Genomic DNA, 25479 nt, shown 5'->3' on the forward strand with positions numbered 1-25479 from the left:
GAAGATGAGACGCCTTACCGGCTTGCCCTCTGCTGCCTTGGCGCTCCAGAACCGATCGAGCGCCTGGCAGTAAGGACAGTCCGGGTCGGTGAATTCGATAACCGTGGGCGCATCTGCAGGGCCGATCGCCAGTGCCTTGGCAGGGTCGATGGCGTTGAGACGGCGCGTAGCGCCCTGTTCCTGCGCCAGCGCGGTCAGGTTGACGCCGTTGCGGTCGTAGACCGTAGCGAACAAGAGATGCTCACTTTGCGGCGCATAATAGATGATCCGGCCACCAGCGCTCGCCTGATAGATTGGGCCCTCGACGGGCGCGGGACCAAATTCCTCGAAGCGCAGATTGGTGAAGGTCTGCTGAAGCTGCCTTTCCGCTTCGCCAGCCGCTTCGACGAGCTGCGCACTGGAGATAGGCTTTGAATCCTTTTGCGCATAGGCTGCTTCAGGCTGAAGGAAGGCAATCAGTGCAGCCGCACTGATCCCGCCTAACCATTTTGCTACGTTCCCATTCCAAACACGCGATCTGCCGCAAATCTGCGTTGGCCATTTGGAAGGCTTTGGCTCGCTCACAAATGGAGGGATCGCCAATCCGGAATGTCTATGCGAAACTGACATAAGCCTCCTTCATCCTGCGCGCATCGCTGCACGCCGGGTTTCGTTATGCGGTTTGGGCTGGGAGCACTGTTCAAGGGCTGTGCTCGCCGTCACCGTGTTGTTCGGATGGATGAAGGATGAAAGGTCAGAGCAAGCCGCGCAATGGGCAGGGTACTGAGATGCCGATTCGGCACTTCAGTACCGAAATCGGCACTTCAGTGCCGATTTCTTCGCTTTTTTGGGGTCATTTGCCCGTCTCTATTCATCGGGACGCTGCCGCGACGGGCGTTGGCAGGCTGCGAATCATGCAGGGAGAGCGTGCATGAGGACATCGAGGACTTACAAACTCCAGTTATCGGAGAAGGGTGTCGATCAATTTCTCGCCTGCCATTGCAGGCTTGCCAGAATGACGCGCGAGTTTATTTCCTATGGAACGACTCTCCATGTCGCGATGAGCATTCTGGATGGCTGCGACCCTGCCGAGATTGTCGCAGAACTCGAATCGCCGCTTTGCGGTGCGTTGGGCGGTCCTTCATTTCGCTTTGTTGGTACGACATCGCGATTGACCAACATCGTCGATCGCATCGCGAGCCGCCTGATCGAGAGCGGGGAATGTGGAGGTGGGGTGGCGACATGGCGACTTTATAATGTGGCGCTGATCATGTTCCAGGCGTCCGAAGATCGGGAGCTGCAAAGCGCCTATCGAAAGGCAGCGCTGATCACCTCGCAACGATAGGTAATAAGGCGTCTATCCCTGCGACATGGGGCGTTTCCCAATGCTTTCACTATGAAAGCGTAAAAATTTGACCTTTGGTGCGACTAACAACATTTTTGACCCGTGGGCTGTGCACGGGAGCTTTGAGCCATTGGCAGGGAGACCTTGTCATGCCGCTACAGGCAATTCCCAATGCACGCGATCCCTCGGTCCTTGAGATGATCAAGCTGATGTCCGGGAGGCGCATCGAAATGAAGAGACGGGTCGAACGGATAACGCAGGAAGATTTCGCGGCGAACATAGGGATCGGCACGCGCTGGCTTCGCGAAATCGAGGCCGGCAACCCCAAGTCCCGTCTCGACGATCATTTCCGCTGTGCGCATGCGCTGGGTCTCTCGACTGGACATCTCGTCATACCCCTGCTTTTCATGGAACACCGGCGGGTATTTCCGCGCGGGCTACTGGAAGGGGATCTCTCGAAACTGGAAACCGTCTGCATCGATGCCATCGCACAACATAATCTCGAAACGCTTTCGCGCCAGCTCTTCACGCCTGATGCAGATGCCAATCCTGATAAAAAGCTGGACGAGTGACTTCACATGTCACCGGGAACGCGCCATGCTGAACAAGTCTATCTAGACCTCAAAAAAGCACTGCTTTCGGGGCGTTACGTCGGCTCTACCGATCTGTCTATTGCCGCTCTCGCCTCGGAATTCGGGACCAGTCCCTCGCCTATTCGAGACGTACTGCACCGCATGTATGGCGAACGCTTGCTTCGGGCCGGACAGCATCATGGGTTCCGCATTATCGACTGGACTCCAGAAGGATTATGCGACTGCTATACATGGCATGGTCAACTCATTCGCATGGCGCTCAAGAGCCGCGCACGCCAAAATATGCAACGCCCTATAGCCCCGGATGGTTGGGTCACTGACTACACGTCCTCAGCCGCGATCGTAGGCACGGCCGAGCGGATGTTTCTCACACTTGCAGCTGCATCCCAATCAGCAGAAATTGTCGCGGCGATTGCCAATGCCGGAGAACGGCTACGTTCCGTCCGACTCCGGGAGCTGGACCGTTGGCCAGACTGCGCCGACGAACTTCGTCGTGCCAATATATTGGCAGCTTCCGGGACAGGAAGAGCACTTCTGGAGATGCTCTGGAATTATCATCGCCGCCGGATCAGGGCAGCGCCGATGCTGTGTGAATGACAGGCAAATAATTCATAACAAGACAAAATATTCAGAGCGTGAATATCATGATTCCATGATTGCAATATTCGCGTATAATGCTTTCACAATGAAAGCATATATTGGCGAATATATCCTTCCATCGACATAGCCTTTCTGTCGCCACGAACCGCGTGGTCAATCAGAAGGAGGCAAATATGGAACGCACATATGGCAAATCCGACGAAGCCGTCGTTGAACTGGGTGTCGCCAGCAAGGTGACAAACGGCCAGGGGCAGCGCCTCACCGACAGTCCGCAGGGGCAGTCGGCCGCGGGCATTCTCGACGACTGACAACCAAAAGTCTGGTCCGGCCGCCATGCCGGACCAGACAAGGTTTAAGGGGCCAGCGATGAATGCCGTCATCTTGAAACCGCGTGTTGGATATTGCGATATTGGCGATCGCCTGGTTTTCCTGGACGTCGATCGCGATCGCTACCTCATGATAGCGCCCGAACTGGAGATGGCCGTTCGCGAGCTGGTGGCTGGCCGTGTCGTTGATGCCAAAGGACTGGAGGCCCTGGCTGCAACCGGCTTGTTCATATCTTCACACGCTGCAGCGGGTTCATCCCATCCTTTTTCGGGGATCAGACCTACCCGCGCATTGTGCGATAGAGCTGAAGGGACTTCGGACAAGCTTGCCTTCGGCGCCCATTACGTCGCTGCGTTTCTTTGTCTGGCATTCTTCCATCTTGTGGCGCGATACTGCCCGTTGAGGATGAGGATCTTCTTAACGACATCCCTTGCGCGATCAGGGGAAAAGGCGTTATTGCTATCGAAAATTCCTGTGCTTCTTGCGGCCTTTCATAGCGCGACCCTGCTTTTCCCCCGCAAAGATCGCTGTCTTCCCGATGCGCTCGCGTTGCACGCCTATCTTGCCCTGTGCAAGTTGCGCACGACACTCGTCTTTGGCGTCCAGTTGGAGCCTTTCCAGGCGCATTGCTGGGTCCAGCATGAAGATGTGGTTTTGGGTCAGGATATTGAGACTGTCCGGGCATTTCTTCCAGTACTTGCCCTGCCATGAACACGCGCTATTCGATAATCCTCCGCCGCGGCGGACCCATGTCGTTGGAGGATATCGGGGCAGCGGAAGAAGTGGGCATCGCGTGCAGCGCGGACCTTGAAGTCCAGCGTTTCCATCATGATAGCGTCATTCTCCTGGGCGACTGTTTCTCCGAAACGGGCGGACCGCGCGGTCTTGAGATTGCCTGGAACGATGACCCGGTGCTGCTCGTCCGGAATTTTGTGCAGGCGCATTGGGGACGCTTCGTCATGATCGTCCAGAGCCCTGTTACAAATCATACAGTCATCTATCGCGATCCGTCGGGCATGATACCCTGCTATTATGCCTGTGATGAGCATCGTGTCGCAATTGGGACGGAGGCTGCGCCGATCCTGCAGGCCTTGGGCATCACGCCGCATATCGACTGGAAAAGCATCGCCAATGGCCTGATGGCGCCGGATCTGCGCAGGCATCAAACCTGTCTGCAGCACGTAACCGAGGTTCTGCCCGGGGAGATGGTGATCCTTGACCAGGATGGAAGCCATCATCATCTGCTCTGGAATCCTGCCGCTTATGTGAATAATAATCTGCAATGTGATTTCGAACAGGCGAGTTGCCTGTTGAAAGATGCGTTGTGCAGGGTGATGTCCACATGGACCCAGCGCTATCCCAATCCCCTCATTTCCGTGTCTGGCGGATTTGATTCATCGGTACTTGCTGCACTGTCCGCACAATATGGTCCGGTCGGCCTCATCCATTTTTATACAGCCTCGCCACTGGCTGATGAACGTATTTATGCTGCCGCGCTTGCGGACCATCTGGAATATTCCATCAGCCCCACATTAATGTCGCCTCAGGATATGGACGTCGCCATCAATCTCTCCGTCCACCGGCCGCGCCCATCGGCCCGCACTTTCACACAGATTTTCGATCTTGCATCGGCGCAACGGGCTGCAACACGGGATCATGGTGCGCATTTTAATGGTGGTGGCGGCGATAATGTGTTCGGGAAGTTGCATTCGGCCTATCCGTTGGCTGACCGCTACAGCCATACAGCTTTCTCTCGCGCACTGGCGTCAACGGCCAGGGATATCTGCGCCGTAACCGGGACGTCCCTGCCAATGGTCTTGCGGCAGGCTTTCAAAGCCTGCGTCAGGCAAGATATGCTCGTTCCCTGGCCGATCATGGCGGATCTGCTGACACCCCTTGCTCTTTCCATGCAGGACACCGACGTTCACCCTTGGCTCAAGGCGGTCCACGGGGCCCCTCCCGGGGCCAGGCAGCATGTCAGGAGTATCGCGCGGGCGACGGCCTCGACCGATCATCTCAACATTTCCGACGATCGGCCCACTATCTATCCGTTGCTGTCCCAGCCGATTCTGGAGCTCTGCCTGTCTTTCCCGACCTGGTTCTGGTTCACAGGAGGGCGCGACCGTGCCTTGGCCCGCGCGGCGATGGAGCCCTTTCTGCCGCCCTTGCTGACAGGTCGTGCCGGAAAGGGTGCATTTGATGGACTATTGCACCAGATCTGGATCCTGCATCGGGATACTATCATCGACGATCTGCAAAATGGCTGCCTGGCCGACCATGGCCTTGTTGATCGGGACGCGATCGGGATGCTCGGAACGGATCGGGGCGTAGCGCTTGCGACGCCCACGCGCATTCTTCACCTGCACGAGATGGAGATCTGGTGCCGGGCATGGTCGTGAAAAGCTGGAATATTCATAGCGTCAGCCGCCAGGGGTCGCGGGTAGCGGATTGAGCTGCTCCTCAAGCCATTGTATGTTGCGATCGTAGATGGCCGCGCGATGCGCCGAGTGCAGTTTGACATGCCCTTCATCGGGATAAATATACATTTCGATCGGCCAACCCCGCCGCCGCAGGTCGCGATAGGTCGCCAGGCCCATTCGAAATTCGCTGGACGCCGCCTGAATGAGAAGAGGGACCGGTCTGGCGTCAGGCGCGTCTACAAGCGAGGCTACGCGCCAGAATGACTCTCCGGAAGCTCGCGTGGCCGGATAGCCCATGCCAATATAGAAATTGTCCAGCGCTTCGCCCGATATTTCGAGTCCGGATTCGCTTTCGCAGCATGTGCTAAGGATCGCTGCGGAAAAGAGCGTTGAATTGGCAAGCGCGAAGGTGGCGGTCACGGCGCCATCGCTCTGCCCGGTGATAGCGACGCGCAGAGGGTCGATCAGTCCTTCCAGATCCAGCTGCCTGATAACCTGTCTGAGTGAGGAGAGGACATCACGACGATCGGCAAAACCATGCATGCTTTGCCGTAGATATTCTTTCTCATTCAGTGGCGCATCTGTAGCTGGCCGCCATTGTGGGCGATTGAAGCTGAGAACGGCAAAGCCCCGTGCCGCCAGCGCCTGGATCGGATATTCATCGCCCGTGCCGCCGCGCAGGAAGCCGCGCGACTGATATTGGACGATGACCAGCGGCAATCGGTGACCGGACGTGTAGCGGGGCGGCAGGACGAGGTCACCGAACGCTGCGACGCCCGCATCATTTCTCCATTCTAGTCGCCGAACGGCTCCCGGCTCCAGTGCGGCATATTCAGGATTGGGATCGAGCAAGAGGCGTCGGGCTCCATCCCGGGTAGAAATCGCGACCAGAAGCCTGGGGGTGTTCGATGCTTCCTGCGCGCAGATGATCTCGTCGCCAGCATATTGGCAGCCAAACAGGGCGTCAGTGGTGCTGAGCAACCTGCGCGGCACATTGCGCCCGGGAACCCATGCGAAAAACTCTGTCCGGCTATTACCGATGCCCGTGCGCCGCTGAAAATATAGCGTATTGCCATCATCCGACCACCATAGGGAGTTGACCCCGCTGCACGAGGCTGTGCGACAAGGTAGCCGCCTGTTGCCCATGCGAATCTGTAACCGGGACGGAGTATCGATTCCCTCATCGGCAGGCGCGCTCCAGGCCGTGCGAGAACCGCGTTGGGCATAGGTGACGCTCGCCGATGGCCATTGAACTGCTGGATGCAACGCGCGCTTGTCGGATGGCCGAAAGGGCTGGGTCTTCCCGGTCATGGCATCGAGCGACTGATCGATGAGCGGAACATCGGCCGAGGGGAGGGGCATGTCACTTGAAAGCGGCCAGAAGCGACCATCGTAGTGAAATCCGGTTTTTCCTTCTGCAACGATCGCGTCCCGCGCCGCCGGTAAATCCCGACGGCTTGCATAGAGCAACCGCTCACCATCATCCGACCATGACAGTGCTTCAACATCGACCGGGCTGCTCGACAGCCGCCTGGACTCAAGACCGACAAGATCATGGATCCAGATTTCCGAACGGTCGGGAAAGGATTTCGCATAGGCAAGCAGTCTGCCGGCCGGGTTCCAGGCGATCAGGGCAGGCTTGGGCGTGCCGAGCGGAAGGTCCGTCACGCCATAACGGGTGGAGGTGGACGCAATAATCAGACCCCCGTCATCGATGATATATGGCTTGCCCCCGCCTCTGACGGGTATGAGTACCAGCGCGGTGCAATAACTGTCGGTAGCCGGGTCGGCTTGGCGCATTTGCAGCGCCGCAAATCGCCTGTCTGGCGAGAGCGCGAACGGTGCAGGCGCGTTGCCAAGGCCAGGCCCACCAAAGTCCCTCAACCGTATCAGGTCGTTGGTACCAATGGCCCTTCGTTCTCCGACCGTATGAAGGTCGGGCAGGTGGCACTGGCGTGTTTCCGCACTCGCTTGGGCAATCCCCAGAAGGGACAGGAAGACCAAGCCGCCAGTTGAACGCCAATTGCGCGAAAGCCCTCTCTTTGTAATTGCGACATGGTGCGGCCGCTGCCTCGTAGCTGGCATCGTCGACACCCTCACCAGTCTTTGGAGATGGTGAGGCTGACAAAGCGCCCGACCGGCGAGAAATTTGTTGAATCGTAATTCACATAATAGCTGTAGCCCCCGCTCGGCCTTGCATAGGGAGGGCGTTTGTTGAAGACGTTCTGTGCACTCAATTGCAGCGTCAATCCGCCAAGAACAGGCTGACTATCGGGAAGTGCGAAGCGGGCGGAAAGATCGAGTGTCGTTTGTGAAGCTATTTTCAGCGACGGTGTGCTCCGGTTATCTTCAAGACCGCCGACGTGATTGAGATAGGCGGCAAAAGTCCATTTCTGGTCCGTCCATATTGCGCTGCCTCTGGCTCTGAGATGGGGCGGATTGAAGATCGTTCCTGCAAGAACGATTTCTCCCGCGTCGTCGCTCGTTTTTTGTTTCGACCACAGCCATGAGGCGTTGCCGCTGACCGTCAGCGATGAAAGCCCTTTCAATGCAATTTCATATTGGGCCGACAGGTCGACGCCCTGCACCGATTGCCGTGCGGCGTTGACGTAGCGATCATAGAGGATGGCGATGGTCTGGCTGAGTCCGGTCCCGCCGCTATAATCATAATATTTCGATGCCGCCGATATGATCCGCTGTAGTTCCTCGCTGGACGGATCATAGGCGACAAAGGCGGCATAGGCCGGATCAGAAAGCGCATTGAACAATGCCGCGCCCGAGACAGGCTGGACTATGCGGTCGAGATAGGTGACGTGAAAATAGCTGACCGACGCTCTGAACTTGTCGAGGGCGGGCGGGTGAATATCGAGCGTTGCCGACCATGTTTCGGCTTTTTCCGGTTTGAGATCGACATTGCCGCCATAGTCGATCAGCACGGTCGAACCAGCTGGAAAAGCCGAGCCGCCCAAGAGGCCGGCAGAATAGAGATAGGCTTCGCGCTGCTGGAATTGTTGCGAAAGGGTAGGGGCCTTGAAGGAACGTCCCCAGCTTGCCTTTAAATCGAAAGCGCGGTTTGGCCCGTAAATGAGACCGAGCTTGGGAACGGCGACAGACGCCATGCCGGGATAATTTTCATAGCGTATAGCTCCGTTCAATATCAGGCGATGGGCAAGTCGGTTGCCATCCTCCGGCGCGACAAGCGGCAAGGCCGCTTCGGCAAAGCCGTAATAGCTGTTGACCGATCCGGCATCGAGCGGAACGCCCGAAGGCGCATAACTATAGCTGTTGTAACGATAGCCCGCGCCAATCACCAGATCGATGGGGCGCGCGGCAATTCCCTTCAGACTGCCGGAGGCGTAGCCTTCGACATTGACCAGCTTGTTGAGATAATGTCCCCAGGACCGATAATCTAGCGCGTCATCCTGGAACGCTTGCTCGTCATATTGAGATTTGCTCTGTCCATAGGTTCCAGAAAGAGTGAGGTTCCATCCTGGGGCCAGCCCTGCCCGCACAGATGGGGTCACAGAATAGGACGTGACGGCGGGCCGTTCTTCATATGCCAAGCCATAGTCCGTGATATAGGACATGAATGAATTGCGCCGGCTGTAGGTGGCATCGAGAAGCATCTCGACATCGCGAGCAACGCTCTGACGCAACGCGACAACGGCGCTGTTCTGCACGGTCCGGGGGTAAAGCGTGTTTTTGTCTGGCATATAGTCTGTGTAAGAGCGATCACCGGAATAGATGGCGCTGTTGCTTTGGTGGCCATAAGCCGCAATCAGGCTGCCTGATCCCCAATCCTTGCCTCCAACGGCGCTATATTGCTGCTGGAAATCGCCTCCATTGGTTGCGCCGCCCAAGGTCGCAGCCACAGAGGCACCATCATATCCCTGTTTGAGGACGATATTGACCACGCCGCCGACGGCGTCGGACCCGTAGATCGCCGACGCCCCGTCAGCAACAATGTCCATCCGTTCGACGGCAGCCAGAGGAATGGCACCAAGATCGACTGCCTGGACGAAAGAGCCATAAGACAGGCGGTGGCCGTTCAGCAATGTCAGTGTGGCGTCTCCTCCTAACCCGCGAAGATTGGCGGTGGAGCTGGAGTCGATATTCTGATTGTTGATCCCGCTGGCACCCCAGCCCACGCCGGGATTCTGCCCACCCCCAAAATTCTGGGGAACGGAGCGGATCGCCTGGCCCAGATCGGTCTGGCCGGCCAGTTTGATTTGGTCTCCATCCAACTGCAGCATGGGGGACGCGGACGGGGCAGATTTAAGACGGGTTCCAGTGATGACGAGTTCGTTTTCGCCGTTTCCCGTTGCATCATTTCTGGCTGCAGCGGTCGTGTCCTGCACGATGAGCGCGCCATCGGTGATTTGGGCTGTGAGTTTCGTGCCGGCAAGCAACAGGCGCGCAGCATCCTCGATCGTATGGCGCCCGGTCAGGCGACCTGATTGCCGACCTCGCAGCGGATCTGCTGGCGCGGAAAACTCCAGTCCTCCCTGGCGCGCAACCTCCCGCAGCGCTCCAGTCAAAGATTGCGCGGGGATATCGAATGTTATCACTTTGGCCGCTTGCGCCTTGGCGGGCGAACCTATGAGCAACGCACCGACTGCAATACCTACAAGTAACCCGCCACGAACCATTCGCATGTCTATCCCCAAGTGTCATGAGAGGCGCATCGAATGATGCGCTCAAAGGGGCAGACGGGAAGAATTTCAAAACGAGCGGCGGTGGCGCTATTTTTTTAGAACGATCCTGTCGGTGCCATGAAACTCAAGCGTCAGACCGAGCGAGCGCGCGAGATGCTTTGCGACCGTTTCCGGGTTGCGGATGTGAAGGTCGGCGCTCACGCGCATCGAGGCAACTTCCGGCGTGGCAGCGATCAACTGGACGCTCGAATAGAGGTTCACCTCCGCCAATATCGAGCCTACCGTTTCATCCTCATAGCTTTTCACACCGGTTACCCACTGTCCTTCATTTTTCGGCGCACGGTCGGGGACGATGGAAGCGGCCTGTGCGATAGACGGCAAATAGCGCATTCTTTCGCCAGGTTTGAGATATCGCTTGTTCGCACCCAGATACAGCCGTTGTGTGGCGCATGGTGGCGAAACGGTCACCTGCCCCTTAAACAGCACGACCTTCATTTCGCAGCGACTGCGTCGCTCGACGTCGAAAACAGTTCCAAGCGCCGTGGTGGCTCCGCCATCGGCGACTACCGTGAAGGGGCGTGACCGATCATGCGCGACTATGAAATGGACCCGGCCATGATCAAGTTCCAGATCGCGTCGATCCGGTCGCATCCAGACCAGCAGGCGGCTATTTGTGTCGAGCGTCACGACGGAACCGTCGGCGAGCGTGACGTCGCGGACTTCGCCCCTTTGGGTAGTTAGGACAAGTGGAGTGTCTGGCGTGGAATTGGTTTCTCCTGCGATGTCATGGTGCCCAGTGGAGTTGCCCTCGTTCTTCTTCAGGCCAAGGCTGGCTCCCACGGCGATCAGGCCTGCGACCGACGCGGCGATCGCCACTTTCAAAAGCCGTTGACGCGCGCGAATGCGCCTCGCCGCTGGATCAAGCCGAGTTAACGCAGCTTCGGCTTTATCGAACGCGGCCCGGCGCTCGGGATCCTCGTTACACCAACGCATTGCCGCAGCGCGCGTAGTGGGATCACGTAGCGCTTCCATAGCGAGGAGTCTGGCCTGATCCTCAATGGAAAATTCGCCATCGCGCTCCTGCGTCATCGGCTCGCCATCCTTGTCATCAGATGGTCCAATGTCTTCAGCATCTTCCTCTTTACCGCCCACTCGCTCAGCCCGATGCGTTTTCCGATATCGCGGAAGCTATAGCCGTCAACGCGATTGAGGAGGAATATTTCTCGATCGACGGGGTCCAGGTCAAGCAAGAGCTTGTCACAGAAGGCGAGATCGTCACGGGCCGCCAAGGCGCGATGCGGGTCTCCGTGCGCGGGAATTTCCGTGGCATCCGATATCGGACTCTTCAGCTTGTCCACCCGGGTCGACGAACGGTCCGCCCAGTCCCGCAGCAAGTTCGTAGCTATGCGCCGGAGATACCCCTGGGGCGATGATAGCATCCGAGCGGCGCCGCTCCGTACGAAACGAAGAAAGGTCTCCTGCGCAAGTTCGTCGGCCTCGGCCCGCGACACCGAATTGCGATGAAAGTAGCGCACCAGCCGCGGATTTTCTTCGTGATAGAGGCGGACGATCAGATCATGGTCGTCGGGCGCTCGCACAACTTCACTGCGGGATCGGCCGTCACTTGGCATGGCAGGCGCTCCCATGCGAAGAATAGCGCCATGTTAGCAGTATGCCGGCACCGCAGACTTTCGTCGCAGCGACCTCAACGCCTTGATTGACCGGTTGTCTAGTTCGCCTCATCCGCCGCACCTATGTCCACTCGGGGCGACGACCGAAGCCGGATGTTGGAAACCTGCTACTCACAGGCGCATGCGCCTTTACCGTTGCCGGCTGGACATGCGCGCATGCCACCCGGCCCCAGTGAAACTGTGACCGAGCATGAGTAGAGGGGTTTCCACGCCCCGCCTCCGCGCTTTCAGCGGAAGCGGGGCTACCTTGCCGGATTTGCGAGGCAGCGCAACCCCCTAAGAAACCCATTATGACGTTTTTACGAAGCGAATTAGCCGCTGAAGGAAGGGGTGAGCGACTGCCCGCTGAGCGGGCATCGCGCTAGTGTCGGCACGGCGTGCCGTCGCGACGACTTGTCTCGGCTACGGCGATCCCGGCCCTCCGGGCGATGATCGCTGTCGCGGCGGTGAGGGCGAAGTGTGAAGCTGGGAAGTGGCGAGGGGAAAGGGGTAGGGGACAGGCGGGACGCGTGATGCCTTCCGCTCGAGTAACAGCATTGTCGCCGGGCACTAGGAGGGAAGGGAGAGCGGGTTGGGTGTCCCGGGAGGGAGTAAACCCGATTTGCGGAGTGTCCTGTTGTGACCTTTCTACCTGTCCTGAGCCAGGCATTGGCGAATTTGATTTTGTGCGTTCGAAACTTGGCGGATGATGACCATTGCTGTGCGCGGATTGACCGCTATCTCGATACTGTTGACGTGCGGATGATGGCCGAACCGATAGGCTTGGGCGGCGACGAGGAAGCTGCGCGGATCAGGCAAGTCGTCGCCGAAATGGAGCCCCTGAAGCGTGGTATACTCATTCTCGTCGTCGGGCGAAAAATGAGCGTGGGGGAAGTATCGCGGCGTTTTGGAATGCGCGAGGACCGGGTGTGTCGACATTACCGGGCGGCGGTGGGCGGGGTGGCGGCGCGATGCGACACGAAGGGTGCGAGGTAATCCTCGGCCCGCCGGCTGAGCAGTTAGACGGCAAGGACTGGGACTTTCCAGAATGGCAGGTTACGGACACCAAACAGCTAAAGCCGACATTTACAAGGTCTGAGGCCCAGCGCTTTTTGGTGAATGGTAAGGGCCGCAATGCCGAGCCTCGATGCAATAATTTGATCAGGCCCGATCTTCGTGAGCCGCTCAACGGCGGCCATCCCGTGGATGTTCTCCGCCTACAGGCCGAGGCATCCTGAAATTGCCCCGAGCGACCACCATAGGTGACATCTCTCCCTCCTTCTATGCCCACCAACCGATCCCTTGATGGACCTCTCATCATGACCAGGGCTTGACGGGATTGCGCCGGGTGAATTCCGTCCAGGGATCGACATCGACGATTAGGCGATATTTGTCGCGGAGCCGTTCGAACAGGAGCCGTTCGCGCGGTTCGGGTCGGCCCGGCGCGGCGGGTTTCGATTGGAGATACTTGCCCAATGCACCGAGGAGAAAATCGGGCACGCTGATCAGGGCGTTGGGCTTTGCGACGAAATTGACACCGAACGCTGTGGGCCTTCGATTGTCTGCAAGTTTCAAGGCGTCAAAGGCTTCCTGTACACAGGCCTTTATCGCGTCCTGGGCGACCTTTCCGTTTTTCTCGATAATGAGAAATGCGAACTGGCTTTCTGCGGCCATCAGGCGGCGTGAGATGAGGGCCTTCAATAGCCGCAGATAGCTCGCCTCATAACCGGCATCTGCATCGAGTGGCCCAACAGCGACATAGCCCTCGAAGGGCATGGTCGCCAATTGCTTCACATAAGCGGAGCGCAGGTCCTCCGTCGCATCCGTATAATGGAGACCATTTTTCCGAAGCGCGGTATCATTACCATCACTCCAGAGATCGGCGAGGAAGCGCGTCAATATCCCGTTAGTCTCATCCGCCAGCCGCTGGGGATGTTGGGTCACCGCCATGGCGAGGCCAAGCATCTTGTCGTCCCCACGGCGATATTCGGCTTCGTCCACCAAGAGATAGAATGGCGCCCGATACTGGCCTCTGGGTGTAAAGCTCGGTTTCATGCCACTGTCGGCCAAGATTTGCCGCCATTGTTCCTTCAGGCTGGTGGCCATGCGCGGCTCATGATGCGCTACATATTTCACCAGCCCGTCCAGCCGGTTGACCTCGCGCTGGATGACCTTCTGGTCATTGATGCCGCGATGCTGGAAATGTTCAGCTAGGCCGAACTTTCCTGCAAAATAGAGCGTCTGGCGCAGGCTCCGCTTCTTGTCGGCCGGCACATGGGGCTGCGCGGGGTCGCTGATGCTCAGTCCGGTGACGAAATGCGCCTGACCGCGCTTGGAGCGACGGGTCTTGCGATCAGCTATGGCAAAGTCGAAGGCCGCGAGGACAGGCCGGATCTCTTCAATGTCCGGCAGATCGCCATTTCCCGAAAAGGTGATGTCGTCGGAATAGCGGGTGTAGACAGCCTCATATTGACCAGCGAGATCCCGCAGCAAGTCGTCGAGGGGGAGCGCGATCATATTCGAAATGACGGGGCTTGTGGGCAGGCCGAGGGGGAGAGCCCCGCCGATGGTGACGAAGCGGGCGAGAAGATCCGCCACGTACGCCTCGATACTCATTGCCTCGAACAGCCAGCGAACCCGTTCCACTGTGATGGACGGGAAGAAATCCTTGATATCCAGCGACAACAGGAATTTGTTTCCGCTGTGAGCGCTGGCATTTTCACGGATATTCCTGCCCGGGCGATAGCCATAGGCGCACTCATGGGGATAGTCCGGCAGCATGGTGAAAAATGCTTCCAGGCGCCGCGCCAGCGCCTTGTAGGTCGGCATCGAATTTACCGGCTCCCAGACGGTACGATGACCGCGCGCCTTGTTCTTCTTGGGGATATCGTGGCGGAAGAAGACCGGGGGCTCTCGCAGAACGATCGTCTGAACGGCCGCCTCGGGCTTGGGTACGGGCGGCTCAGCGCTTCGCGGCGCAGCCGGCGGCGGGGGCTCGAACGCGATGATCTTGTCGAACAGCGCCTCGTCGATCGTGAGCGCACTGATCACATCGTCCCGGGTCTTGAGGCGGCTGAAATGCAGAGCATACATCAGCGAGCGCCGATGGCAGGAGCGACATCACACACGAAGCAAGTAGTGCTGATCTCAGCAGACGCGACTCGCGCCTTGAACCTTGTAGTCATATCGCCCCTCGCATCACTATAGCGGGTCGTCCCGGCACCGCAATGAGCTTGGTCTTTCCTGATGACAGAGGCGTAGGCGCACACCATTCTTCCCGACGGGAGCAGGGGCTGCGGCGGCCCTGTCTCTGGCGGTGGCAGGACAGGATTTCATGCTTCAGATCAACACAGGCAAGCTTTTCACTCGAGGCATTGGACGCACCAATCGTCTGACCGGCGTGCTCTACACAAATTTGCGGCTGCCGCATGAGACGGACATAGTCACTGCGGCGGGGACGCTGCGCGGTACGGGCTCTGGACCGGCGGACCTTGCTGTCATCTTCGAAATGGAGGAGCGCATCGAAGCGGGCCCTGATGGCCCGGGTGCTCTCATCTCGCATACAGCCGGCCCCTATCTCGACGATTTCGCAGTCATTCCCTCCTTCGGCCTGGGTGGCGTCGTGTCTCGCGAACCCGCGATCGTGCGGGCACTCACAGACGGCCGGCCGGGCCTCTCGAGCCACGATGCGCCTCAGAGCTTCATCTTCCGATTTTTCGACCGCACCCTCTATCTTACTGACGAGGATGTCGCCGCATTCCAGTCTTTCGTCACGACGCTGCTCGGGCTGGAACGCAAGAGCTTTCTGGGCGCCATACAGGCGATGCGAACCTGTGTTGCGGCCCTTCACCGTGTCGAGGACAATCTGGCTCATGCCTATACGATGATGGTTTCGGCCGTGGAGTCTCTTGCCCAGGATTTTGATGGCTATGCCCCGGTCTGGGCGGATATCGACGAGAAGAAGCGAAAGGCGGTCAACCTTGCGTTGAAAGCGGTAGAGGACGACGCGTCGGACCGGGTCCGAGCTGCCATATTGGGTCACGAGCATCTAGCCCTGTCGCGGCGCTACCGGCACTTCATCCTGTCTCATATCGATGACGGTTTCTTCCGCGCGCCCCGGAAAGCCGGCCGACCGATGGCCCGCTATGAACTCGAACCCGGGATAAGGCGGGCCTATAATCTCCGGTCGGCCTATATCCATCAGCTGCGGGCTCTTCCGACTGCTCTGAGCCTCCCCCACGAATATGGCGAGACCACGGAGATAGACCGTAAGCCCGCGCTCACATTTCAGGGGCTCTACAGGGTCACCGCGCATGTGATCCGATCCTTCGTGGAGCGCCAACCCGCCGTTGCCGTCGAACCCTATAATTATTCGCTGGAAAGAGCCGGTGTCATTGAAATCGAGCTTGCGCCGCAATATTGGGCTGGCGCGCCGATTGCAGACCCGCGCGACGCGCGCCGGCGGCTGGAAGGTCTGCTGGCCATGGTCGCTTCCGTGCTCACGCGAGAGCCAGACGCTGTGCTTATCGACATGGGGACCGCACTAGCGGATGTGGAAAGGCTGTTGCCGCAATCACCCGCGCAATATCGACCCGCCTTGCTGTCGCTCCATTTTCTCTTCAACCTTTTTCTCGTCCCCGAACAACGATCGGAGAATTTCGACACCTTTTACGAACGTCACGCCGAGGAGGCGGGGCAGCCTTCTCATGAGACACTAGTGGTGGCGACCATCCTCGGAGCTGTCGATGGCTGGCCGTCCGATACCTATGCCGCAACTTTGAACGGTTATTTCACCGAGCGGACACGCAAGAACGGGGTGCGTGCTCCACGATTGTTCGAAGCCGCCATGTGCCTCACGCTGGCTGAGAAATATCGTGCCGAGGGCGAGATCGAAAAGGCGCTGCAGGAAATATGCCGCGCCTTTGAAGTCCATCCCGAACATCAGGGCCTTCGCGCACTGTTGGAAAGCGCGATGCCGCAGCAAATTGCGTGGCGTTCCATCCTGCTGCCCGGGAAATCAGCGAACGATGGAAATGCCGCATCGGCGGGCTCGGAACTCTGATCCTAGCAGATTGGCTCTCATCAGGCTGGCACTGGGCTGTAGGAATATGCCGTACGGCATTTGCCAAGTTCGTTCACCTCAGGGCTTGCCATCGCAAGCCTCGGCCCTTCTCAATAAACGACTTAACGGCTTGCGTTAAGTCGTGTTGACATTCTTAGGCGCGCTGTTATTGTTCGCACCCAATGGACATCGATTTCGAAGATAGCCGCCTTGCGATGATCGAGACGGAAGCCGCCGCTGATACGCGGCTGCCGGTGGCTGTTATCCAGTTCGCTCGGCATCGTCTCTGCATTTTACGGGCAGCTCCAGATCTTCAGACAGCGAAAGCATGGAGGAGCCTCGGGTTGCAACCGAGTCCTGAACCGGCGGAGCATCTAGTGACGCTGTCACCTCATTGGGCGATGGTCGTGACCTTTATAGAAAAGAATAATGCCATGACGGTGATCGTGAAGAAGTTGGAAGAGCGACTGCGGGGGGCCGCGTGATGGCGAATGGCAATCAAGTGGCGATCGATCCACCGGGAATGTTCATCAAGATGGAGCTCGAGGCGCGCGGCTGGTCACAGCGCGACTTGGCGTTCATCCTCGGACAGACTGAGCAGCAGCTCAATCCGCTGTTGTCCGGCAAGCGCGGGATCACTCCGGACATGGCGCGACTACTCGGTGATGCGTTCGGTACATCGCCTCAATTTTTCCTGAATTTGCAGGGGCGCTATGACCTTCAGAACGCCAAGGAGCCCGATCCGGCCGTTCGCACTCGGGCGGGCTTACAGGCGCACTTTCCAGTGCGTGATATGATCCGTCGTGGCTGGATACATGACGGCGAAGCGTCGCTTCTCCAACTCCAGATGGACCGGTTCTTCGAGGCCGCAAACGACGGTAACTGTGGGTCGGGTGGTGTCGCATTCGCCGCCAAACGCACCCATTATGACGAAACTCCACCGCACCAGTTGGCTTGGGTATTCAGGGTGCGACAACTCGCCCGGCAGATCGCAGTAGAGCCCTACGAGGCGGATCGCCTCAAGGCTTTACTGCCCAAGCTTAGGTCGCTGATGGTCGACCCCGAGGCGGTCGCAGCGGTCCCCGGACTCCTGGCCGGCGTTGGGGTTCGCTTTGTCGTTGTCGAGGTCTTGCCCAACGCCAAAATCGACGGTGTTTGCACTTGGCTTGATGACGCATCGCCGGTGATCGGCATATCGACGCTTTACGACCGGCTGGATAATTTCTGGTTCGTCTTACGCCACGAGATCGAGCACGTACTGCGCGATCATGGTAAACAGTCAATCGGGATGGTCGATCTTCTATCTGGTGACACCGCCGCCGACGAAACGAACCAAACTGAGGAGGAAGCGGTCGCCAATGCGGAAGCCGCAGACTTCTGCGTGCCAGCAGTTAAGATGGCTTCCTTCTATGCCCGAAAGCACCCCTACTTCTCGGAGCGCGACGTGCTTGGTTTTGCGGCGCTTATGTCTGTTCACCCTGCCATCGTGGTTGGGCAATTGCAGAAGCGGATGAAGCGCTACGACTATCTCCGCAAATATCAGGTTCCAGTGCGCCGGCATCTTCTCAAGGATGCTGTCATCGATGGTTGGGGCAATCCCGCCGAAGCTCATCTGTAGGACAATACCAATGGCGAAACATAGCGAGCAGATGCAGGCAATTTTCGAACGTTACCTGGCAACAGTGAGCCCGAACCCGGTTTCGCTCGACGAAGTCGCTGCTTGGGCGATCGACGAGGGCCTGTTCCGTCCCGCTCCGCGCGATGTGGCTAAGCTCTGCCGTGACGCACTTGCAGACAGCCTGCGCCAGGAGAAGCGTATTGATGCGAAGGGCCGCAGATACCGCGCCAAGCATTCAGTGCGGACCTGGATCGGAGGGCAGCAATTGAGCCTTTGGGCCGATATTGATACTGCTCCACGGGAATTCCTGGAAAAATCCTTTGGCCAGCGCCGCCAGGCGATCGTCGGCGACTGCTTCCAGATCAAGCAAGACATTGATCATTTCAATGACGAACGTCCGGGCGAGCAGCCGATCCAGATCATTCTCGACTTCACCGACGACGTCGCCGAGATGGAAGCTGGCCAGCATCAGGATTTAGGCGACGATGAAGCTGCCTGAACTGCCGGCACCCTGCTGCAGAACCATTATGTGGCTCATTACCATGGACAACTCACGACCGGTGCAGATCCGGTCCAAGCGGAGGCGGCAAGCATGGAGTTCACTCCGGGTGACAGAGTCCAGCTGAAATCGGGCGGACCGATCATGACGGTTGAGCAGATCGGCGAGCATTGGTCGATCGAAGGCACCGCAGTTTGGTGCGTATGGTTTGAGAAGGTCGGCAACAAGCAAGTCGCCTCGCGGGAGACATTCGCCGCTGTCTCGCTGGACAAAGCTGAACGACCTGGTTTCGCGTCGTTTCAGGTGACGCGAGGCTGATTGATGATCCGGGGGGCGTTCATCGGCATCGATCGGCATGCGGATCCCTTCATCGGTGATCTGACGGGAGCCGCGCGTGACGCCACCGCGTTGTGGGCGGTACTGTCGGACAGCATCGCCGACCTAGACGCCCCCCTCATCACGGACGATGCGGCGACACTGGCCGCGATGCGCGATGTTATCGACGCGACGCTCGGCGCTGCGGATGAAGACGATGTGGTGATTCTCGGGTTCGCCGGACACGGCACGCAGGACCACCGCTTGGTTCTGCATGATACGAGCGTAGCCGATTTGCCGAATACGACGCTCGGCATGGACGAGCTGGCTCAGCGTTTTCGAGGGACCAGAGCGCGTGCCGTCATCCTCTTGCTGGATTGCTGCTTCAGTGGCGGTGCTCCGGCGCGCGTAATCGACGCCGGCCTGGTCCCCCGCGACGCTGTGGCTTTCCCGCTCGTCGAGGTAGCTGGTCAGGGACGTATCCTGTTCGCCGCATCCGCCGCCGATCAAGAGGCGCTCGAGGATCCCCAATCGCGGCACGGGCTCTTCACCAAGGCTGTCATTGACGTTTTGCTGGAGGCAGACGCCCCTCTAGGGGTGCTTGAGCTCGTCGACCGCGTTACTCGCCTCGTCACGGCAAACGCTGGGCGGTTTGGCTATATCCAATCCCCCACCATGTTCGGTCAGACCGAAGGTGATCTTGTCTTACCTCCTGGCCAGATTGGCGCGCGGTATCGCGAAGCCTTTCCGGAACGGGTAAATTTTCAGACGACGGGCGACATCCGCGAATTGGCAGCAGCAGGTATTCCGCAAGAAGCTGTCGATGCGTGGCACGAGCACTTTCCTCAAGGGCTCAACGAACTTCAGATCGAAGCGGTCAACGAAAAGGGGGTGCTGGACGGCAACTCGCTCATGGTCGTGGCACCAACCAGTGCGGGAAAGACCTTCATCGGTGAGCTAGCGGCGCTCAAAGCCATCGCGGATGGTCGCAAGGCTGTGTTTCTGTTGCCATACAAGGCGCTCGTGAACGAGAAGTTCGAGGACTTCTCCGCTCTCTACGGCGATCGTCTGGGGCTCCGGATCGCCCGATGCTCCGGCGACTGGCAGGATCAGGTCGGAACTGTCCTGCGCGGCAAATACGACATCGCCTTCTTCACCTACGAAAAATTCCTCAGCATGTCGGTCGCCTCCGCGCACATGCTCAATCAGATCGGCCTAGTCGTGCTCGACGAGGCGCAGTTCATCACCGAGCCAGGTCGCGGCATGGTGGTCGAACTGTTGCTCACCAACCTCGTGAGCGCCCGCCAGCGCGGCGTTGCTCCGCAGCTCATCACACTGAGCGCGGTTATCGGCCACGCCAACCATTTCGACCGCTGGCTCGGTTGCGAGCTCTTGCAAACCGATCATCGGCCGGTTCCGCTTGTGGAAGGCGTACTCGACCGAACCGGCGCACTTACGCGCCTCGGGCCGGACGGTCCCGAAACCATTCAGCTCCTCGACCGCTTTGCCATCCGCCAGCGCGGGCAAAAGCAGTCATCGCAGGACGTAATCGTGCCGCTGGTGCGCCATCTCATTGATGCCGGCGAGAAGGTCATCATCTTCCGCAACGCGCGTGGTCCGGCGAGCGGGTGCGCAAACTATCTTGCCGCCGAACTTGGCCTTCCGGCGGCGCAAGACGTGATCGAGGCACTGCCAGAAGGCGATCTTTCTCAAATGTCGGAGAGCCTTCGCCGATCGCTCGAGGGTGGCATTGCGTTTCACAACGGCGATCTCACCCGCGATGAGCGCGTCGCCGTCGAGCGCGGCTTTCGCCGGGCAGACGGCCAAATCAGGGCACTCGTCGCGACCAGCACGGTTGCCGCGGGCGTGAACACGCCCGCATCCACCGTTATCATCGCCGAGACGGATTTCCCCGGGCGGGAGCGGCAGCCCTATACGGTGGCTCAGTATAAGAACATGGCGGGCCGCGCCGGTCGGTTAGGGTTCGAGGCCGAGGGAAAGGCAATCCTGCTCGCCGATACCCCCATGGAGCGCAATCAGCTGTTCCGGCAGTATGTGCAAGGTCAGCCGGAGGTCATCCGGTCATCGTTCAATCCGAACCAGCCGGGGACCTGGGTGATCCGCTTGCTTACGCAGGTTAGAGATGTTCCGCGCGGTGCCGTCGTTGACCTGATCGCGAACACCTATGGAGGTTATCTCGCCGCCCTCCAGAATCCGGCATGGCGCGATCGTATGGTTCCTACACTGGAGCGGCTGTTGGACCGCATGATCGCGGATGGCCTGATCGAAGCAGACGCCGATAATCTCCGCCTGACCATGCTTGGGCGTGCCTGCGGCGAATCTCCCCTCACACTTGAGTCCGCGATGCGCCTCGTTGAGCTGTTGCGTCGCGTTGATCCGGCCGACGCGACGCTAGAAGCTCTCCTTGTTCTCGTCGAATGTCTGCCGGAGCGTGACGAGGACTACACACCGCAAACCCGCAATGGTGAGCCGCGGTGGCAGCAGGCCGCCCTTGGCCGCTTCGGACATGGCGTGGGTCGCGCGTTGCAGCATCGTGCCGAAAGCGATGTCGCGTTCTATGGCCGATGCAAGCGCGCGCTTATCGTGAGCGATTGGATTGCTGGCGAACCGACCAATGATATCGAGGCTCGGTACTCGTCTAATGCCTTTGTCAGGGTAGGGCACGGCGACATTCGTGGTTACGCAGATGGCTCTCGTTTCCTACTGGAGTCCGCCCTACGCATAGCGGCGATCTTGCTCGAGCGAGCCGTGGACCAAGAGGCGGCAGCGCTGTTGCTCACGCGCCTTGATCTCGGTCTTCCAGCGGAAGCGTTGCCGCTGAGTGCACTTGGCTTCCCGCTGACACGAGGTGAAATTCTGGCCCTCTTTCATGCCGGTCACTTGAGTAAAGAGGCTATTGCGGCCCTGCCCGCCGATGGCGTCGCTGAGATTATCGGTCGGCGCGGCCGTGAATTAAGTGAGGTGATGCGGCTTCTTATTGTTGGGTAATTTGGAGAGGCTTAGTGAAGGTATTCTGGTCTTGGCAGAGCGATCGCGCAGCCAAGTATAATCGTGAAGTTATCGAGGACGCGCTGGGCCGCGCGCTGGCCGCGCTCAGCAACGAGCTGGAGCTGGACCCAAGCGAAGGGCCGCAGCTTGACCACGACACGAAAGATGCAAAGGGCATGGCGGCGATCGCAGATACGATCTTCGAGAAAATCAGGACGTCCGCGCTTTTCGTGGGCGACATCACCACCGCTGGCAAGTCCGATGGCGGGCGCGAGCTGCCTAACCCCAACGTCTTAATCGAGCTCGGCTGGGCGTGGGCGCATCTATCTCACGAGAACATCATTCTCGTCGCTAACAAATATTATGGGCCGAAGAAGGCCGAGAATCTCCCCTTCGACATCCGCCATCGCCGCGCGGTCATCTTCTTCACGCTCGCCAAGACCGCCGACGCGGACGCTATCGAGGCGGCCACGCTCGAATTGGCGAAAGCGTTCCAAGAAGCGATCCGGACGTCGCTCGGTGAATGGCTGGCCTCGATAGCCAGCGCGCCGGGGCCTGCGGGCATGCCCAGCCGCGAAGGCGATCCGTCGATATGGTTCGAGAAAGACGCGGTGCTTCAGCACCAGCCCTATCATGGCGGCGGGGGCATCGAGCGGGTGCAGCTCGCCGAGAGCCGGCGCCTCTATGCCAGGATCGTTCCCGAGAAGTTCAAGAGTGGTATCCCGAAGGCTCTCAGAGTGCACAGCTTTCAGGGGCATCATGGACAGTCGGGGTTGGACCCGATGGGTCCTTGGACCAGTGCTGATGGTGGGCTGAACGGCGAAGGCGTTCTTCGCTACGCCCCCTCTCAGCGGGGCGAACCGACCACGACCTGGACCGCCACCCAGTGGTTTCGCGAAACCGGCGAGCTATGGTCATTCGACACGGCGCGTCTCAGCAAGGAGCGCTTTTACATCGGTACGCTGGTGGAGGAGGTCGTCAGCTTTCTCGCCCGGGGACTGGAGATGCTCTATGCGCTGGGTGCAAGTGGGCAAATTCGGATCGAGATCGGTGCGGTTGGGCTTCTTGGCACGCAGTGGCCCGGCCAGTTCCAGCACGAGCGCAGTGACGCGTTGATAGATCGGGTCAGGGTAAGTCAGTCGCGCCGGAAATGGGATGAGGCCGCGATTGACGAGTTGATGCTGGAGGTGACCAACGAGATGGCCGACGCCTTCGGACGCCCCCATTTTCAGGTCGAGCAGATCCGCACGATGATCGCGCGTCAATGATTGGTCGTCCAGCCACGAGGCTGCGCCGATGAGCGACGAAATTCTCGCGCGGACAGAGGCTGCGCTGGCGCCTTTGTGGTCGATAGCTTCCCCCGGTCCGACCAATCTGAGCCAGTCGTCCGCCTATGTCGCGTTCAGGCAGTTCTGCGCCAACAGTTTTCCTGCAGCTGATAAGGGAATTGGCTTCTCGTTTGGCCTCTCCGATGCGCTGCGTGGCGCAGGTCTTCCCTGCCTTATGTCAGAACCTCGCCTAGCCAGCACGCTGGAAGAGGGCGCGCGCGCGATCATCGCAGCTTTTGAGGCGAGTACCGTTCGGCGGACGTATATCTGCCCGCTGGATTTAGCCGACACATTGCCGCCAATGGTGTTCGGGCACGCGACTGTTCGTCGCTACGACAACGACGAGCTCGCCACGCTGTTCGATGCAGCGCGTCTCGCCCGATATTTTCCAAGCCAAACCTTCGACGCAAGCGACCTCGCGCAGTTTCAATGGCTGACCGTTGAGGAAATTGTGCCGGCCGCCAGTCGAGCGGGCCAACGCGCACTACCTTGGCTTTACGAAAGCTGGAATCGCGACTTCGGCGCATTCGATCCGCATGCCGGCGCCCACCCTGGCGTAGTCGCGGACGCATTGTTCGCGCTGCTCCTCGCGCCTTGGGAAGACTGGCACACCCTTGATACCGACTGGGCGGGTTTCACCATCCCTTGGGTGCACCTTGTCACTGACGATCTCTTTGCCCGGCCGAAACCGGTTCCTTCCGCTGGAACGCTGACGTGGGAAGATGCCGCCTTCCAAGACCATGACGGTGAGATGGTCGAATATCAGCGCCCTGTCGCAGTGCCGCTCGACGACGTGGCACAATCAATTCTCGCTGCCTGCGATCAGGGCTGGTGGGCGCGGATTGAAAGCGCTGCCGCGACCCCGCTGTTCGAGACGCCCATTAAGCACTTCCTAGTACGCGCCGCCGCCAGCGACGGCATGGATCAGGTTATGGCACACATGACCGCTATCGAAGCAGCATTGGGCCTGCAGTCTGATTTCAGCAAAAAGGGACGACCGAAGCACGATCAGATCGGCGCGACGGCTCGACTCGCCAAGCGGGTGGCAATTCTGCTCGGCGACCCGCAGGCTGGTCAGGATTATGCCGACCTGTTCGAGCTGCGCAGTGCCTTCGTGCACGGGCGGCCAATCGCCGGAAAGATATCGGGCAAGGATCGAACCCTGGCCCGCCGCCTCGCGCGGCGAGTCGTCGTCGCGCTGGTCGATGCTGCTAATGGCTCGAATGGCGCTTTGACCCGCGTCGAATTCCTGAATGGTCTGGCCTGAAAGTCTACAACTTAGATTGTTATGTTGAGGCATTTTCTCGGTTGAACCGTCGCTGGTGCTAGGCGTGGCTGCATAATCGATCGAGCGCAGGAAATGACCGACGTTGGTCGATGGCTACGGGGATAGCGGACAGTCAGGACCTGGACATCAAGAATTGGGCCTGGAATGGCTTAGATGGGTCGGTTTCGCCGGGGCCGAGCGCCGAGTCGTGGGACTTTGCTACAATTCCCAAGTGGCATATCGAACGGCAGATTCTGGTCGACATCGGTAGGCTGCAGCTGGGATTTTGTGCGCAGTCCCTTTTGGAGCGACCCAAGCTTGATAGAGAACATCCCTTGGCTGTCGGGCCGTTTTTGTTCCAACATTCTCGATAGCCGCTGACACATCCAGGGCCCCTGTTCGCTGATAGGTGCCGCAAAGCATGCGGAAAAGCCGATGCGTGGACCTAATGGCAATGAAGTAGTCATTGGCTTTGGCATTCTGACCGTCACACCGGCTTGTTCGCTCGCCATGATTTCACGCGGTGAAACACGACCTGGCGATCATGGAAAGCCGGTTATTAGGTCTGGACCCTAGCGTCGAGCGCGGCTGCTGATCACGGCTTCACTAATTTGCGATCTGCCTGATTCTGCAACTTGGCCAGCCTGCGCGGGAGCTCGGACATGATTTTTTTCTGTTCATGCGGCTGAGCCTTTTTCCAGCTCCGGCACTCTACTTTGGTTCGTCCGCATGCCCGGCACCAGCCGGTACGACCATCGAACGCGCATAGATCGACGCAGGGAGACTTCATCA

The 25479-nt window shown here is 59.0% G+C and carries 22 protein-coding genes; 15 read left to right on the plus strand and 7 right to left on the minus strand.

The window, feature by feature from the left end; genetic code table 11:
• On the minus strand, window positions 1–405 hold a 405-nt coding region (locus tag DI606_RS10060; protein WP_293982371.1), incomplete at its 3' end, for a disulfide isomerase DsbC N-terminal domain-containing protein.
• Window positions 406–994: 589 nt separating this feature from the next.
• Here DI606_RS10060 and DI606_RS10065 point away from each other — a divergent pair.
• The 6 genes from DI606_RS10065 (at window position 995) to DI606_RS10090 (ending at window position 5243) form a co-directional block, all read left to right on the plus strand.
• Window positions 995–1324, plus strand: a complete 330-nt coding sequence (locus DI606_RS10065; RefSeq protein ID WP_293982327.1) for a hypothetical protein — start codon at window positions 995–997, stop codon at window positions 1322–1324.
• A 149-nt stretch (window positions 1325–1473) separates the two neighbouring features.
• Window positions 1474–1896, plus strand: coding sequence for a transcriptional regulator (locus DI606_RS10070; RefSeq protein WP_293982329.1), 423 nt, complete (start codon window positions 1474–1476; stop codon window positions 1894–1896).
• Between the two features lie 6 nt (window positions 1897–1902).
• Window positions 1903–2514: a GntR family transcriptional regulator gene (locus tag DI606_RS10075; RefSeq protein WP_293982331.1), complete on the plus strand. Its 612-nt coding sequence runs from the start codon at window positions 1903–1905 to the stop codon at window positions 2512–2514.
• Window positions 2515–2690: 176 nt separating this feature from the next.
• On the plus strand, window positions 2691–2825 hold the full coding sequence (locus DI606_RS10080; protein ID WP_275402220.1) for a hypothetical protein: 135 nt from the start codon (window positions 2691–2693) through the stop codon (window positions 2823–2825).
• A gap of 58 nt (window positions 2826–2883) precedes the next feature.
• A complete protein-coding gene (locus tag DI606_RS10085; protein ID WP_293982335.1) occupies window positions 2884–3555 on the plus strand; it encodes a lasso peptide biosynthesis B2 protein in 672 nt (223 codons plus the stop codon).
• Window positions 3552–5243: an asparagine synthetase B family protein gene (locus DI606_RS10090; RefSeq protein ID WP_293982337.1), complete on the plus strand. Its 1692-nt coding sequence runs from the start codon at window positions 3552–3554 to the stop codon at window positions 5241–5243. Before DI606_RS10085 ends, DI606_RS10090 begins: the two co-directional genes overlap by 4 nt.
• 21 nt (window positions 5244–5264) lie before the next feature.
• Here the strand turns inward: DI606_RS10090 and DI606_RS10095 are convergent, their stop codons facing one another.
• The 4 genes from DI606_RS10095 to DI606_RS10110 all read right to left on the minus strand — a co-directional run bounded on the left by DI606_RS10095 (window position 5265) and on the right by DI606_RS10110 (window position 11550).
• Window positions 5265–7349, minus strand: a complete 2085-nt coding sequence (locus DI606_RS10095) for an Atxe2 family lasso peptide isopeptidase (protein ID WP_293982339.1) — start codon at window positions 7347–7349, stop codon at window positions 5265–5267.
• A gap of 11 nt (window positions 7350–7360) precedes the next feature.
• Window positions 7361–9919, minus strand: coding sequence for a TonB-dependent receptor (locus tag DI606_RS10100; RefSeq protein WP_293982342.1), 2559 nt, complete (start codon window positions 9917–9919; stop codon window positions 7361–7363).
• A gap of 87 nt (window positions 9920–10006) precedes the next feature.
• Window positions 10007–11008, minus strand: coding sequence for a FecR domain-containing protein (locus DI606_RS10105; RefSeq protein WP_286865096.1), 1002 nt, complete (start codon window positions 11006–11008; stop codon window positions 10007–10009).
• Window positions 11005–11550 carry a sigma-70 family RNA polymerase sigma factor gene (locus tag DI606_RS10110; protein ID WP_286865095.1) on the minus strand — a complete coding sequence of 182 codons (546 nt, stop codon included), beginning with the start codon at window positions 11548–11550 and terminating at the stop codon, window positions 11005–11007. Before DI606_RS10110 ends, DI606_RS10105 begins: the two co-directional genes overlap by 4 nt.
• A gap of 678 nt (window positions 11551–12228) precedes the next feature.
• On the opposite strand from DI606_RS10110, the gene DI606_RS10115 reads away from it, so the two are divergent.
• Entirely contained in the window at window positions 12229–12585 is a 357-nt protein-coding gene (locus DI606_RS10115; RefSeq protein ID WP_293982347.1) for a hypothetical protein, read from the plus strand.
• A gap of 321 nt (window positions 12586–12906) precedes the next feature.
• Here the strand turns inward: DI606_RS10115 and DI606_RS10120 are convergent, their stop codons facing one another.
• Complete coding sequence (locus tag DI606_RS10120; protein ID WP_291550135.1) at window positions 12907–14682, minus strand: reverse transcriptase family protein; 1776 nt, start codon at window positions 14680–14682, stop codon at window positions 12907–12909.
• Between the two features lie 241 nt (window positions 14683–14923).
• Between DI606_RS10120 and DI606_RS10125 the strand changes: the two genes are divergently transcribed.
• The 8 genes from DI606_RS10125 (at window position 14924) to DI606_RS10160 (ending at window position 24687) form a co-directional block, all read left to right on the plus strand.
• Complete coding sequence (locus DI606_RS10125; RefSeq protein ID WP_291550137.1) at window positions 14924–16651, plus strand: hypothetical protein; 1728 nt, start codon at window positions 14924–14926, stop codon at window positions 16649–16651.
• 182 nt (window positions 16652–16833) lie between these two features.
• Window positions 16834–17136 carry a hypothetical protein gene (locus DI606_RS10130; RefSeq protein ID WP_286864296.1) on the plus strand — a complete coding sequence of 101 codons (303 nt, stop codon included), beginning with the start codon at window positions 16834–16836 and terminating at the stop codon, window positions 17134–17136.
• Entirely contained in the window at window positions 17136–18269 is a 1134-nt protein-coding gene (locus DI606_RS10135) for a HigA family addiction module antitoxin (RefSeq protein WP_286864298.1), read from the plus strand. The genes DI606_RS10130 and DI606_RS10135 overlap by 1 nt, the downstream gene beginning before the upstream one ends.
• Before the next feature lie 10 nt (window positions 18270–18279).
• Window positions 18280–18768 (plus strand): hypothetical protein, encoded by a 489-nt coding sequence (locus tag DI606_RS10140; protein WP_286864301.1) that lies wholly within the window; start codon window positions 18280–18282, stop codon window positions 18766–18768.
• A 93-nt stretch (window positions 18769–18861) separates the two neighbouring features.
• On the plus strand, window positions 18862–19086 hold the full coding sequence (locus DI606_RS10145; RefSeq protein WP_291550143.1) for a DUF2158 domain-containing protein: 225 nt from the start codon (window positions 18862–18864) through the stop codon (window positions 19084–19086).
• Between the two features lie 3 nt (window positions 19087–19089).
• Window positions 19090–22092 carry a DEAD/DEAH box helicase gene (locus DI606_RS10150; RefSeq protein ID WP_286864305.1) on the plus strand — a complete coding sequence of 1001 codons (3003 nt, stop codon included), beginning with the start codon at window positions 19090–19092 and terminating at the stop codon, window positions 22090–22092.
• A 14-nt stretch (window positions 22093–22106) separates the two neighbouring features.
• Window positions 22107–23360, plus strand: coding sequence for a hypothetical protein (locus tag DI606_RS10155; RefSeq protein WP_291550145.1), 1254 nt, complete (start codon window positions 22107–22109; stop codon window positions 23358–23360).
• A gap of 28 nt (window positions 23361–23388) precedes the next feature.
• Window positions 23389–24687 (plus strand): hypothetical protein, encoded by a 1299-nt coding sequence (locus tag DI606_RS10160; RefSeq protein ID WP_286864309.1) that lies wholly within the window; start codon window positions 23389–23391, stop codon window positions 24685–24687.
• A 595-nt stretch (window positions 24688–25282) separates the two neighbouring features.
• On the opposite strand, the gene DI606_RS10165 is transcribed toward DI606_RS10160, so the two are convergent.
• Entirely contained in the window at window positions 25283–25477 is a 195-nt protein-coding gene (locus DI606_RS10165) for a DUF1289 domain-containing protein (protein WP_286867647.1), read from the minus strand.
• Between the last annotated feature and the right edge of the window lie 2 nt (window positions 25478–25479).

This window comes from Sphingobium sp. (genome assembly GCF_003248505.1).
Taxonomy (GTDB): domain Bacteria; phylum Pseudomonadota; class Alphaproteobacteria; order Sphingomonadales; family Sphingomonadaceae; genus Sphingobium.